This window comes from Candidatus Palauibacter sp. (genome assembly GCF_965213655.1).
Classification (GTDB): domain Bacteria; phylum Gemmatimonadota; class Gemmatimonadetes; order Palauibacterales; family Palauibacteraceae; genus Palauibacter.
In genome coordinates this window covers 38,753-52,630 of record NZ_CBDBZT010000003.1, presented here as the reverse complement: position 1 = coordinate 52,630, position 13,878 = coordinate 38,753, and the positions used below count along the sequence as shown (strand labels likewise).

The 13,878-nt window shown below is 64.8% G+C and carries 7 protein-coding genes; all 7 read right to left on the bottom strand.

From position 1 onward, the window contains the following. Window positions 1–2: 2 nt before the first annotated feature. On the bottom strand, window positions 3–311 hold the full coding sequence (gene rpsJ / locus ACOOGH_RS02350) for a 30S ribosomal protein S10 (protein WP_310756558.1): 309 nt from the start codon (window positions 309–311) through the stop codon (window positions 3–5). Between the two features lie 34 nt (window positions 312–345). Beyond that, complete coding sequence (tuf, locus tag ACOOGH_RS02345; protein ID WP_420447379.1) at window positions 346–1,539, bottom strand: elongation factor Tu; 1,194 nt, start codon at window positions 1,537–1,539, stop codon at window positions 346–348. 59 nt (window positions 1,540–1,598) lie between these two features. Continuing rightward, a complete protein-coding gene (fusA, locus tag ACOOGH_RS02340) occupies window positions 1,599–3,695 on the bottom strand; it encodes an elongation factor G (RefSeq protein WP_420447390.1) in 2,097 nt (698 codons plus the stop codon). A gap of 52 nt (window positions 3,696–3,747) precedes the next feature. Continuing rightward, entirely contained in the window at window positions 3,748–4,218 is a 471-nt protein-coding gene (rpsG, locus tag ACOOGH_RS02335) for a 30S ribosomal protein S7 (RefSeq protein WP_420447389.1), read from the bottom strand. Window positions 4,219–4,338: 120 nt separating this feature from the next. Further along, window positions 4,339–4,710: a 30S ribosomal protein S12 gene (gene rpsL / locus ACOOGH_RS02330; protein WP_420447388.1), complete on the bottom strand. Its 372-nt coding sequence runs from the start codon at window positions 4,708–4,710 to the stop codon at window positions 4,339–4,341. A gap of 238 nt (window positions 4,711–4,948) precedes the next feature. After that, a complete protein-coding gene (gene rpoC / locus ACOOGH_RS02325) occupies window positions 4,949–9,202 on the bottom strand; it encodes a DNA-directed RNA polymerase subunit beta' (protein WP_420447387.1) in 4,254 nt (1,417 codons plus the stop codon). Window positions 9,203–9,299: 97 nt separating this feature from the next. After that, window positions 9,300–13,841: a DNA-directed RNA polymerase subunit beta gene (gene rpoB, locus ACOOGH_RS02320; RefSeq protein ID WP_420450044.1), complete on the bottom strand. Its 4,542-nt coding sequence runs from the start codon at window positions 13,839–13,841 to the stop codon at window positions 9,300–9,302. Between the last annotated feature and the right edge of the window lie 37 nt (window positions 13,842–13,878).

The window sequence follows — 13,878 nt, the reverse complement described above, 5'->3', positions numbered from 1 at the left end:
CGCTACTCGACTTTGATTTCCACATCGACGCCGGCGGCAAGATCCAGCTTCGTCAGCGCGTCGATCGTCTGCGGACGGGAGTCATGGATATCGATGAGCCGCTTGTGCGTCTTCAGTTCGAACTGTTCCCGCGACTTCTTGTCCACATGCGGACTCCGCAGGACCGTGAACAACTGACGGCGCGTCGGAAGCGGGATCGGCCCGCTGACGGACGCACCGGTCTTCTGCGCGGTGCGAACGATGTCCGCCGCCGTCTGGTCGATCACGGCTGGATCGAAGGCCTTCAGCCGAATCCGAATCTTTTGCGCCATATCTGTGCGCCGTCTCGTTTTCCGGGGGTGTCCGCTAGTCGTGGATGGAGGTGACGACGCCGGCGCCCACCGTCCGGCCTCCCTCGCGGATCGCGAACCGGAGGTTCTCCTCCATCGCGATCGGCGCGATCAGCTCCACCGCCATATTCACATTGTCGCCCGGCATCACCATCTCCACCCCCTCGGGCAGTTCCGCCGAACCCGTCACGTCCGTCGTCCGGAAGTAGAACTGAGGACGGTATCCGTTGAAGAACGGCGTGTGCCGCCCCCCCTCGTTCTTCGTCAGCACGTACACCTCCGCCGAAAACTTCCGGTGAGGCGTGATCGACCGAGGGTGAGCCACCACCATCCCGCGCTCCACCTCCGTCTTCGCCACCCCACGCAGCAACAAGCCCGCGTTGTCCCCCGCCTGACCCTCGTCCAGGATCTTCCGGAACATCTCCACGCCCGTCACCACCGTCTTCTTGTCCGAGCCCAGCCCCACCAACTCCACGCCCTCGCCCGTCTTCACCACGCCACGCTCGATTCGGCCCGTCACCACCGTCCCGCGGCCCGTGATCGTGAACACGTCCTCCACAGGCATCAGGAACGGCTTGTCCGTCGCTCGCTCAGGTACCGGGATGTAGCTGTCCAGCGCATCCATCAACTCCCCGATGCAATCCGTCTCCGACGCCTCCGAATCCCCGCTCTCCAACGCCTGTAGCGCAGAACCGCGGATCACAGGCACGTCGTCGCCCGGAAACTCGTACTCGCTCAGCAGCTCCCGTACCTCCAGCTCCACCAGGTCCAGCAACTCCTCGTCGTCGACCTGGTCCACCTTGTTCAAAAACACCACGATGTACGGCACGTTCACCTGGCGGGCCAACAAAATGTGCTCCCGCGTCTGAGGCATCGGGCCGTCCGCCGCCGACACCACCACGATCGCCCCGTCCATCTGCGCCGCGCCCGTGATCATGTTCTTCACGTAGTCCGCGTGCCCCGGACAGTCCACGTGCGCGTAGTGGCGCCCTTCCGACTCGTATTCCACATGTGCCGTCGCGATCGTGATCCCCCGCTCCCGCTCCTCCGGAGCCTTGTCGATCTGATCGAACGCCACGTACTCCCCGTATCCCTTCTGCGCCTGCACCTGCGTGATCGCAGCCGTGAGCGTCGTCTTACCGTGGTCCACGTGTCCGATCGTTCCCACGTTCACGTGCGGCTTCGTTCGCTCGAACTTTTCCTTCGCCATCGCCCCTCGTTCTCCTCTGTTCTCGACTCCGGCCCGGTCGCGGGCGGCTGTTTCGCCGCCTACGAACCGTTGGCGGAGACGATCTCCGCCCTCTTGGAGCCCGGAACTTCCTCGTAGTGTGAAAACTGCATGGTGTAGACCGCGCGACCCTGACTGATGGAGCGCAGCGAGGTCGCGTAGCCGAACATCTCCGACAGCGGGACGGACGCCCCGACGACCTGGGCCGACGATCGCTGCGTCATGCCGCCGATCTTGCCCCGTCGACTGGAAAGATCCCCCATCACATCCCCGAGATAATCGTCGGGCGTGACGACTTCCACGTTCATCACAGGCTCGAGCAGGACCGGCTGCGCCTTGCGCGCGCCTTCCTTGAGCGCGATCGAACCGGCGATCTTGAAGGCCATCTCGCTCGAATCGACCTCGTGGTACGAGCCGTCGATCAGCGTCGCCTTGATGTCGATGATCGGATAACCCGCGACGATCCCGGAATCGAGCGCCTCGCGAATCCCCTGTTCGACCGATCGCACATACTCACGGGGCACGTTGCCGCCCCGGATTTCGGAATCGAAGATGAAGCCGCCGCCGGGATCCGTGGGCTCGAGGTTGATGATCACGTGCCCGAACTGCCCACGTCCGCCGGACTGCCGCACGAAGCGCCCTTCCACCTTGCGGACGGCCTTGCGGATCGTCTCGCGGTAGGCCACCTGCGGGCGGCCGACGTTCGCGTTGACCCTGAATTCGCGCTGGAGCCGGTCGACGATGATTTCGAGATGGAGTTCGCCCATCCCGCTGATGATCGTCTGGCCCGTCTCCTCGTCGGTGTAGACGCGGAACGTCGGATCTTCCTCCGCCAGCTTTGCCAGAGCCCCCGACAGCTTCTCCTGATCCGCCTTCGTCCGGGGCTCGATCGCTACCCGGATCACGGGTTCGGGGAAGCTCATCGACTCGAGCACGATCGGATCGGTCGCTGACGAGAGCGTATCTCCCGTCCGCGTATGCTTGAGTCCGATCGCGGCCGCGATATCGCCCGCGAACACTTCGTCGCGCTCCTCGCGCTTGTTCGCGTGCATCTGGAGCAGCCGGCCGAAACGCTCCTTCCGTCCCCGGGACGAATTCAGCGCCTTCGAGCCGGCCTGCGCCGTGCCCGAATAGACCCTGAAGTATGTCAGGCGCCCCACGTACGGATCCGTCGCGATCTTGAACGCGAGGGCCGCGAACGGCGCGTCTTCGTCGGCCGCACGCTCGACCTCCGTCTCATCCTGCTGGGGGAGGCGACCGGTAACGGGGGGGACATCGAGGGGCGAGGGGAGGAAGTCGATCACGGCGTCGAGCAGGCGCTGCACGCCCTTGTTCTTGAAGGCGGAGCCGCAGAGGATCGGCGTGATCCCGTTGGCCAGCGTCGCCTTCCGTACCGCACCGCGGATCTCCTCCTCGGTGAGCTCTTCCCCTTCGAGATACTTCTCGAGCATCGGTTCGTCGTACTCGACGGCGGCCTCGATGAGGGCGTTCCGCAACTCCGCGACCTGCTCAACGAGGGCGTCCGGCACAGGGCCTTCGGTCCAGCGCGCGCCCAGCGACTCATCGTCGTAGACCACCTTGATCTCACGAACGAGGTCGACCATGCCCGTATAGAGCTCGCCTTCGCCGAGGGGGATCTGAAGCGGGTGTGCGTTCGCGCCCAGGCGGTCGCGCATCATCCGGACGACATTCATGAAGTCGGCGCCGACCCGATCCATCTTGTTGACGAAGGCGATGCGCGGGACGCCGTACTTGTCGGCCTGCCGCCATACGGTCTCGGACTGCGGTTCCACGCCGCCCACGGCGCAGAACAGGGCCACCGCGCCGTCGAGCACGCGGAGGCTGCGCTCGACTTCCACCGTGAAGTCGACGTGCCCCGGGGTGTCGATGATGTTGATGCGGTAGGGTTCGCCCTCGTGCGTCCAGTTACAGGTCGTGGCAGCCGACGTAATCGTGATGCCGCGTTCCTGCTCCTGCTCCATCCAGTCCATCGTCGCGTCGCCATGATGCACTTCGCCCAGGCGATGCGTCCGGCCGGTGTAGAACAGCACCCGTTCGGTCGTCGTCGTCTTGCCGGCATCGATGTGCGCCATGATGCCGATATTCCGCAGCCGCTCCAGCGGCGTCCGTCTCTCCATTGGTCGGTCTATTGGTCTCTATCTGTCGGACCTCGGGTGCCGGAAGGGCCCATCACCAGCGATAGTGCGCGAACGCCTTGTTCGCGTCGGCCATCCGGTGCACGTCCTCCTTCTTCCTCACCGCACCCCCGTCGCCGCGGGCGGCGTCGAGCAGTTCACCGGCGAGGCGTTGCGCCATTGTCTTTCCGGAGCGGGATCGCGAGTGCTGAACAAGCCACCGGCGCGCGAGTGAGTCGCGCCGTCTGTACGACACTTCCATCGGCACCTGGTACGTCGCGCCACCCACGCGTCGACTGCGAACCTCGAGGATGGGCTTCGCGTTCTGCAGCGCCTGCCGGAATACGTTCATCGCCGGCTGTCCCGTCTTCATTTCGATGGATTGCATCGCCTCGTAGAAGATCTGCTCGGCGAGGGACTTCTTTCCATCCCGCATCAGCATGTTGATGAATTTCGTGACTTCCGTGCTCCCGTATCGGGAGTCCGGAATCACCTCACGCTGTTCGGCACGGTTTCGTCGTGGCATCTCGTTTCGCCATATCCGGCTCCGGTTTCATCCGGAGACTTCGCAAATAAAGCCCGGCCACGGGTTCCGAGGCCGGGCCCAACAGTGTTGGGCCCGCTCGAATTTCCGAAAAATCCGGAGCTATTTTCTCTTCTTCGAACCGTACTTCGACCGGCCCTGGTTCCTGTCGTCCACACCCGACGCGTCGAGCGTTCCCCGGATGATGTGATATCGCACACCCGGTAGATCCTTCACCCGTCCGCCCCGGATCAGCACGATGCTGTGCTCCTGCAGGTTATGTCCTTCGCCGCCGATATACGCGGTGACTTCGTACCCGTTCGTGAGTCGAACACGGGCGACTTTTCGCAGGGCCGAGTTCGGCTTCTTCGGCGTCGTGGTGTACACGCGTGTGCACACCCCGCGCTTCTGGGGATTCCCCTCCAGCGCCGGCGCCTTGCTCTTCTTCCGGACCTTCTTGCGGCCCTTGCGGACCAGCTGATTGATGGTCGGCATTCCCGCTCCATCGCTCCCTTCGGCCGCACCGGTGCGCCGATCACCGAACTGGGGTCCGGCCGTTGGGGGTAAAAAAATCGGGGACGGATCCGAACCGCCCCCGCGGCAACTGCCGACCGGTCGGTCGACAGACGAGAGAGAGTAGTCCTGAGGTCTCTCCGTGTCAAGGAACTTCCGCCGTGCGGAGGGGGGTGGAGAATCCGTAACCACACCCCCCCGCTCCGGCGTCGGGCGGACGTCAGGTCGTCATGACCGCGCCCTCCTCCGCCACGGAGGCCTCGTCCTCCTCGGCCTGGTCCCGGAGGTCCGAGAAAAGGCTCCGGGGCATCTCCTCCGGCACGACCCTGCGCCGCATGGAGTCGATCTGCGCCTTGAGCGCATCGTCCACGAGGAATTCGATATCGGAGAATCGGTGCGTCCCTGTACCCGCCGGTACCAGGTGTCCGATGATGATGTTCTCCTTGAGCCCCCGCAGGCGGTCCTTCGCTCCGCGCACGGCGGCGTCCGTAAGCACCCGCGTCGTCTCCTGGAAAGAGGCCGCGCTGATGAAGGACTCCGTGGTGAGGCTCGACTTCGTGATCCCGAGCAGTATCGGCTCGGCCCGCGGCGGCTTGCCTCCGCTCTCGAGAACCTCGCGCGTCGCATCGCGGAACTCCATCCGGTCCACGTGCTCACCCTCGAGGAACTCCGTCCCGCCCGGATCCGTGATGCGGACCTTCTGCAGCATCTGCCGCACGATCACGGCGATGTGCTTGTCGTTGATCCGCACGCCCTGGAGGCGGTAGACCTCCTGGATCTCGTTGAGCAGGTACTCCTGCACGGCTCGGGGTCCCCGGACACGCAGGATGTCGTGCGGATTTACCGGCCCCTCGGAGAGCCGGTCGCCCGCGCGCACGAGATCTCCCTCGTGCACACGAAGGTGCTTGCCGACGGGGATCTGGTACACCATCTCCTCGCCGTCGTCCATGGATACGATGATCTCGCGCTTCCCCCGCTTGATCCCGCCGAACGAGACGCGCCCATCGACTTCGGTGATCGTCGCCGGGTCCTTCGGCCTCCGCGCCTCGAACAGCTCGGCGACGCGCGGCAGGCCACCCGTGATATCGCGGGTCTTGTAGGCCTCGCGGCTGATCTTCGCGAGCGTCTCGCCCGCGTTGACGGCCTGTTTGTCCTGCACGAGCAGCTGCGTCCCCACCGGCACGATGAACTCGCGCAGTTTCGCGCCCTTCCCGCTCACGATGTTGATGACCGGATGCAGCTTCTTCTCGCGGTCGTCGATGATGACCTGCTGACGCCGGCCCGTTGCCTCGTCGAGTTCTTCGCGAACCGTCTCTTCCGGCACGATGTCCGTGAACCGGATCTTCCCCTTCTTGTCCGCGACGATGGGTTCGGAGTACGGATCCCAGCCGAAGAGCAGGTCCCCGTGCCCGACGTGGGTGTCGTCCTCCACGAAGAGCGTCGCCCCGTACGGAACCGCGAGCCGCGACAGGATGCGGTCGTCCGGCGTCTTCATGAGGAGTTCGCCCTCGCGGCTCGTGACGATCGTGTCGCCCGACGGACTCGTGACGGTCGTCACGCGCTCGAACGCGATCCGGCCCTCGAGCTTGGAACGCCGCTGCGTCTGTGCCGCGATACGGGCCGCCGTCCCTCCGATATGGAAGGTTCTGAGCGTGAGTTGCGTCCCCGGCTCACCGATCGACTGAGCGGCGAGAATCCCCACCGCCTCACCCAGATCGACGAGTTCCATCGTCGCCAAATTGCGGCCGTAGCACTGCTGACAGATGCCCCGTCGCGACTCGCACGTGAGGACCGACCGGATCCGGACCTGCTGGACACCGCTCTCATCGATAGCTCGAGCCCGCGCCTCCGTGATCATGCCCCCGGCCTCGACGATGACTTCGTCGTCGATGGGGTCGATCACGGCTTCCGCCGCGATGTTGCCCGCGACACGATCCGACAGCGGCTCGATGATGTCCTCGCCCTCCTTGAGCGCCGTGACGTCGAGCCCGAGGATCGTGTTGCAGTCCTCCTCGATGATCGTGACATCCTGCGCCACATCGACGAGCCGGCGCGTAAGGTAGCCGGCGTCCGCGGTCTTGAGTGCCGTGTCCGCGAGTCCCTTCCGCGCGCCGTGTGTCGAGATGAAGTACTCGAGGACGCTGAGACCCTCCCTGAAGTTGGAGCGGATCGGGCTCTCGATGATCTCTCCGATGCCACCGGTCAACTTCTTCTGGGGTTTGGCCATCAGACCTCGCATCCCCGCGAGCTGACGGATCTGGTCGCGGGAACCCCGGGCGCCCGAATCGAACATCATGAAGATCGGATTGAAGCCCTGACGCGATTGCTGGAGTCCCCGGACCATCGCGTCGGCGACATCGTTGTTCGCGTGGGTCCAGGCGTCGATGACCTTGTTATACCGTTCCCCGAAGGAGATCACGCCGCGGTGATACGCCTTCGTAAACCGGTTCACATCCTCTTGGGCCTCGCCGAGGATTTCATGCTTCTCGGACGGAATTTCCATGTCGTCGAGCCCGATCGAAACGCCCGCTTTCGTCGCGTTGCGGAACCCGAAATCCTTGAGTTCATCGAGGAACGCCGTCGTGTCCTCAAGTCCGGCGAGCCGGAACGACCGGAAGACGAGATCCCCTAGCGCCGCCTTGCCCAGCGTCTCGTTCACGTAGGGGACCCGAGAGGGCAGGATCGCGTTAAAGAGGGCCCGTCCGACACTGGTCACGACCCACCTCGGCTCGACCTGGCCGTCGTCCGCCTCTTCCTCCACGAGCAGCCGGATCGGCATGTGGTAGTCCGGCGGCCCCGCCGGCGAACGCAGGTACCCCGCTTCCAGCGCCAACTCGACCTGACCCGCGTCCGCGAAGTGCGGGAGATCCCGGCCGTCCCCGAACTCGTCGAAATCCGGCCGAACCTTCGTCATGTAGTAGCAGCCGAGGACCATGTCCTGGGACGGCGACGCGATCGGCCGACCGTTCGCGGGCTTCAGGATGTTGTTGCTCGACAGCATGAGGATCCGCGCCTCGAGCTGCGACTCGAACGACAGCGGTACGTGAACCGCCATCTGGTCGCCGTCGAAGTCCGCGTTGAAGGCCGCGCATACGAGCGGATGAATGCGGATGGCCTTCCCCTCCACGAGCACCGGCTCGAAGGCCTGGATGCCCAGCCGGTGAAGCGTCGGGGCCCGGTTCAGGAGTACCGGGTGATCCTTGATGATGTCCTCGAGCACCTCGTAGACCGTCGGGTCGTCGAGTTCGACGAGCTTCTTGGCCCGCTTCACGGTCTCGGCGTGCATCCGCCGTTCGAGTTCGTGGATGATGAACGGCTTGAACAGTTCGACCGCCATCTTCTTCGGCAGCCCGCACTGGTGCAGCTGGAGTTCCGGACCCACGACGATGACCGACCGACCCGAGTAGTCGACGCGCTTCCCGAGCAGATTCTGGCGGAACCGCCCCTGCTTGCCCTTGAGCATGTCGGACAGCGACTTGAGCGGCCGCTTGCCCCTTCCGCGAATCGCCTTGCCGCGGCGCCCGTTGTCGAACAGCGCGTCCACCGCCTCCTGCAGCATGCGCTTCTCGTTGCGCAGGATCACCTCCGGCGCGCGCATTTCCAGCAGCTTCTTGAGCCGGTTGTTCCGATTGATCACGCGACGGTAGAGATCGTTGAGGTCCGATGTCGCGAACCGGCCGCCGTCCAGCGGGACGAGTGGACGCAAATCCGGCGGAATGACCGGAATCACATCCATGATCATGTGCTCGGGGCTGTTACGCTTCGAGACTTCGTCGTCGCTGTTGCGGATCGCGTCGATCACCTTGAGCCGCTTGAGCTTCTTCTTCTTCCGGTGCTTCGAGGTCTCATGCACGACTTCGTAGCGCAGCTGCTCCGCGAGTTCGTCCACGTCCAGTTGCCCGAGCAGCGTCCGGATCCCTTCCGCCCCGATTTCGGCGCGGAAGTCGGTGTCGCCCTCCTCACGGGCCTTGTCCGTCAGCTCCCAGTACTCATCCTCTTCCAGTACCTGCTTGAACTCGATTTCCTGCCGGCCGGGTTCGGTGACGACATGGGCGGCATAGTAGATGACCTTCTCGAGATCCCGCAGCTTCATCCCGAGCAGGTAGCCCATCTGCGACGGAAGGGTCTTGAAGAACCAGATGTGGGCCACGGGCACCGCGAGTTCGATGTGACCCATCCGCTCGCGGCGAACCTTGGAGAGCGTGACCTCGACCCCGCACTTGTCACAGATGTGGCCGCGGTATCGGATCCGCTTGAACTTGCCGCAGTGGCACTCCCAGTCCTTGACCGGCCCGAAGATGCGTTCGCAGAAGAGGCCATCGCGCTCCGGCTTGAACGACCGGTAGTTGATCGTCTCCGGCTTCGTGACCTCTCCGTGACTCCAGGAACGGATCTCCTCGGGCGAGGCGAGCTTGATCTGAATCCAGTCGAACTCGGACGACCCGGCACTGCGATTTCGCGGAAAATCGATCATCTGTCACCCTCTTGTTTCGTTCCGGACTCGACCGCGTTCCCGGTCAGGCCCGCCCACCGCCACCCACCGGCGGCCCTCGGCTGCTGGCTGACCGCCGCTAGAACAGCGGCTCCGACTCCTCGCCGCCGAGCGATACGCTCAACCCCAGTGCCTGCAACTCCTTGACGAGTACGTTGAAGCTCTCGGGCACCCCAGGCTTGGGCAGGTTGTCGCCCTTGACGATCGCCTCGTACACCCGGCTTCGTCCCGTCACGTCATCCGACTTGACGGTCAGCATCTCCTGGAGTGTGTGGGCCGCGCCGTAGGCTTCCAGCGCCCACACTTCCATCTCGCCGAAACGCTGTCCTCCGAACTGCGCCTTGCCCGCCAGCGGCTGCTGCGTGACAAGGCTGTACGGACCGATCGAGCGCGCGTGGATCTTGTCGTCGACAAGGTGCGAGAGCTTCATCATGTAGATCTCACCGACGGCGATATCCGCCACGAACTCATCGCCCGTGCGGCCATCGCGCAGCCTCATCTTGCCGTTGGCACGCAGGCCCGCGCGTTCCATGAGCTCAACGACCGCCGCGTCCACACCCGAGGTGATCCTGCGCCGCCCCGAGAGCGCCGCGGTCTTCGGCCAGCCCTCCGACGCCAGCTTCGCCGCCGTGGTCGCGCCCGAGACGTCACGCACAACCTGGAGGACGAAGGAGGCCAGACTCCGCAGGTACGGGGCAAGCTCACCTCCTCCCTCGAGATAGGTGTCGAGCGTGCGCCCGAGGCTGGTCGGGTCGTCCGAAACCGGGTCGTCACCCTCCCAGGCCTGGATCTCGTTGACGAGCGTCTGAATTGTCCAGTACGGCAGTTCGGGCGGCTCCACGTCCGATCCGAGCGTTCGAGCGGCCCAGTAAGCACCACCGATCTTGAGGAGGGCGCCGATCTCATGCTCGGTCGCTCCCTGGAAGACGGGCGTGTTCGCCTCGAAGCCCAGGGCTCGGGCTGCCCACCCCAGCGTCGTCTCGAGAATCTGCCCCACGTTCATGCGGCTGGGCACGCCGAGCGGATTCAGCACGATCTCGACCGACTGTCCGTCGGGCAGAATCGGCATATCCTCCTCGGGGACGACCCGGGCAATAATGCCCTTGTTCCCGTGCCGGCCGGCCATCTTGTCCCCCACCGAGATCTTTCGCTTTTCGGCGAGGTAGACCTTCACGAGCTGGACGACCCCCGGAGACAGCTCGTCGGGCTGGAAGATCTTGTCGATCCCCTCTTCGGTACGCTCGCGGATGCGTTCCACGCGGTTGCGAGCCTCTGCTTCCACACGGCGGACCATCTCGTTCGACGTCTCGGTCTTCACCTTCAAGGTGGAAAGGTCGATCTCGCCCAGGTCGATGCTTCGGAGTTTTGTCTTCGTCAGCTTCGTGCCCTCGGCGAAGAGTGGTTCGAGCGAGCCCCGGCCGAGGCAGAGGACCACGGTTTCCCCCTGAAGCAGTTCCAGGATCTCCTCGTCCCGGGCTTCCATCACCCGTGCGATTTCCTCACGCTCGCTCTCGCGCAACTCCGCGATCCGCTCGCCGTGCTCCCGTTCCAGCAGGGGGTCGTCGATCCGCCTGGAGAAGATCTTGACGTCGATCACGGTCCCCTCGACACCGGGGGGGACCCGCAGCGAGCTGTCCTTCACGTCTTTCGCCTTCTCCCCGAAGATCGCCGTCAGCAGCTTCTCTTCGGGCGACAGCTCCGTCTCGCCCTTCGGTGTGATCTTGCCGACGAGGATATCTCCCGAGCGGACCGCCGCACCGATGCGGACGATCCCCCGGTCGTCGAGGTCGACGAGTGCTTCCTCGGCCACGTTCGGTATCTCGCGCGTGATCTCCTCCATCCCGCGCTTCGTGTCCCGAACGTGCAGTTCGAGCTCCTGGATATGGACCGACGTGTAGACGTCACCCTTGACCAGCTTCTCGCTGATGACGATGGCGTCCTCGAAATTGTGTCCGAACCAGGGCATGAAGGCGACGAGCGCGTTGCGGCCGAGCGCGAGCGAGCCACCATCCGTGCCGGCCCCATCCGCGATCACGTCGCCCGCTTGCACCTTGTCACCGACCCGGACGATCGGCCGCTGGTTGATCGCCGTGTCCTGATTCGTGCGCCAGAACTTCCTGAGCCGATAACAGTCGTACTGCGTGAGGCGCGCGAGCGGGATCTTGCCGGCCGACTGTCGGGGCTTGCCGGTGTCGACCTCGACCTCGTCCGCCGTGACACGCGTGACCGTCCCGGCCCGGCGCGCGAGCACGACCGCACCGGAGTCGCGGGCCACCTTGCCCTCCAGCCCCGTGCCCACGAAGGGACGCTCGGGGAAGAGGAGCGGCACGGCCTGCCGCTGCATGTTCGATCCCATGAGCGCCCGGTTCGCGTCGTCGTGCTCGAGAAAAGGAATGAGCGAGGGCGACACGGCGACCAGCTGATCCGGCGCGACATCCATGAAGTCGATCTCGTCCGGCGGCAGCAGCGGGTAGTCGTCACGCCGCCGGCAGAGGACGAGCGAGCGGGCAAACGTCCCATCGGGATTCAACTCGGCGTTCGCCTGCGCAACCGCGTATTCCTCCTCCTCGCTGGCGGAGAGCCACACGATCTCGTCCTGAGAGACCTTCTCGTTGACGACCCGGCGATACGGCGTCTCGAGGAATCCCAGTTCGTTGAGACGGGAGTACGTCGTGACGGACGTGATGAGCCCGATGTTCGGGCCTTCCGGCGTCTCGATCGGGCACATTCGGCCGTAGTGCGAGTAGTGCACGTCCCGCACCTCGAAGCCCGCCCGCTCCCGCGTCAGCCCACCCGGTCCCAGCGCACTCAAGCGTCGCTTGTGCGTGAGTTCCGAGAGCGGGTTCGTCTGATCCATGAACTGGCTGAGCTGAGAACTCCCGAAGAAAGCCTGGATGACCGCGCTCACGGTGCGCGCGTTCACGAGATCGTCGATCGAGATCTTCTCGGGATCGCTGTTGATCGACATCCGCTCTCGGACCAGGCGGGCCATGCGCGACAGGCCGACGGAAAACTGGTTGGCGATGAGTTCGCCGATCGACCGCACGCGGCGGTTGCCGAGATGGTCGATGTCGTCGGTGTAGCCGCGGCCCTCGTGCAGTTCGACGAGGTAGCGGATGATCGCCACGAAGTCCGACGGGTCCAGCACGACGAGATCGCCCTCCGGCATCTCGAGACCGAGAAGCCGATACACGTCTTTGAGCCGGTGGTTGATCTTGTGTCGGCCCACCCGCCCCAGGTCGTATCGCTTGGGGTTGAAGAAGAGCCGGTCGAGCGCGCCCCGCGCCGTGGCCAGATTCGGCGCCCCCCCGGGCCGGACAAGCGAGTAGATGGAGTGCAGAGCTGCCGCCTCGCTCGACGTCGGGTCTTTCGCGAGGGTGTTGCGCAGCAGCGGCGACTCCCCGCGCGGGCCACCGGTGAACACCAGAGCCTCGCCGGCCTTCTCCGTCTTGAGCCTGGCGAACAGACTCGCATCGAAGCGCGCCCCTTCCTCGGCCAGGACTTCTCCGGTGTCTTCGGCCACGACATCGGCCGCCAGCTGCGGACTCGAACTCCAGTCGCGCCGCATGGCGAGATCCTCATAGGTGCCGCGCAGCGGTACGAAGGTCGCACTCGAGTACACCTCGACCTCCGGGACGCCCGCGCGCACGAGCCGCTCGAACGCCTCTTCGGTCAGCACTTCCCCGCGGCGCACGATGAAGGCGTCTTCATCCTCGAACACCGCGACGCTCGCGATATCCACGTCGACGATGCGTTGCATCAACTCCGCATCGAGTCTGTCACCGAGGGACGCGACCGGCTCCCCGCCGTCCGGCTTCGCGAGGTCGTCCGCCAGCCAGCGCGGCGCGTCCGGAACGGGCTCGTAGCCCTGCAGCTCCAGCCCCTCCGGATCCTCCCCGAAGTCGGGGTTCGGGATGCTCCGCGCCACCAGCGTGCCCGTAACTTCGCGATGCGCCGACGACTCCTCGTCGTCTCCCGTTTCGATCCGGACGAGCCGGCGCCGACAGAAGCACTCGAGGATGTCCACATCCCTCCCGTAGCCGAACGCCCTCAGGAGCGCCGTGGCGGGGAATTTCTTCTTCTTGTCGATGTGGACGTGGATCACGTCGTGGATGTCCAGCGTGAATTCGACCCATGACCCACGGAACGGGATGATCCTTGACGAGAACAGCCGTGTGCCGTTGGGGTGCAGCGTTTCTTCGAACACGACGCCGGGGGAGCGGTGAAGCTGGCTCACGATGACCCGCTCCGCTCCGTTCACAACGAACGTTCCCTGCTCCGTCAGGAGTGGCAGGTCGCCGAGATAGACTTCCTTCTCCAGGATGTCGCCCGGACGCTTCTCGCCGTCCTTGCCGACCGACTCGAAGATGACCAGCCGCAGCCGCGCCTTCAGCGGCGCGGAGTAGGTCATGTCGCGCTCGATGCACTCCTCGACCTCGTACTTCGGCTCTCCGAGGGAGTAGCTGACGAACTCGAGGGAGAAGTTCTCGTTGACATCCGTAATCGGGAAGATCTCCCTGAAAACACGCTCGAGACCGAGGTCTCGGCGCTCCTCTTCGCTCGTCTTCGACTGCAGCAGACGCTCGAAAGCCTCCCGCTGCACATCCAGGAAATGCGGCATGTGCATCGGGCGGTCCAGCTTGTCGAACGAGACCGCA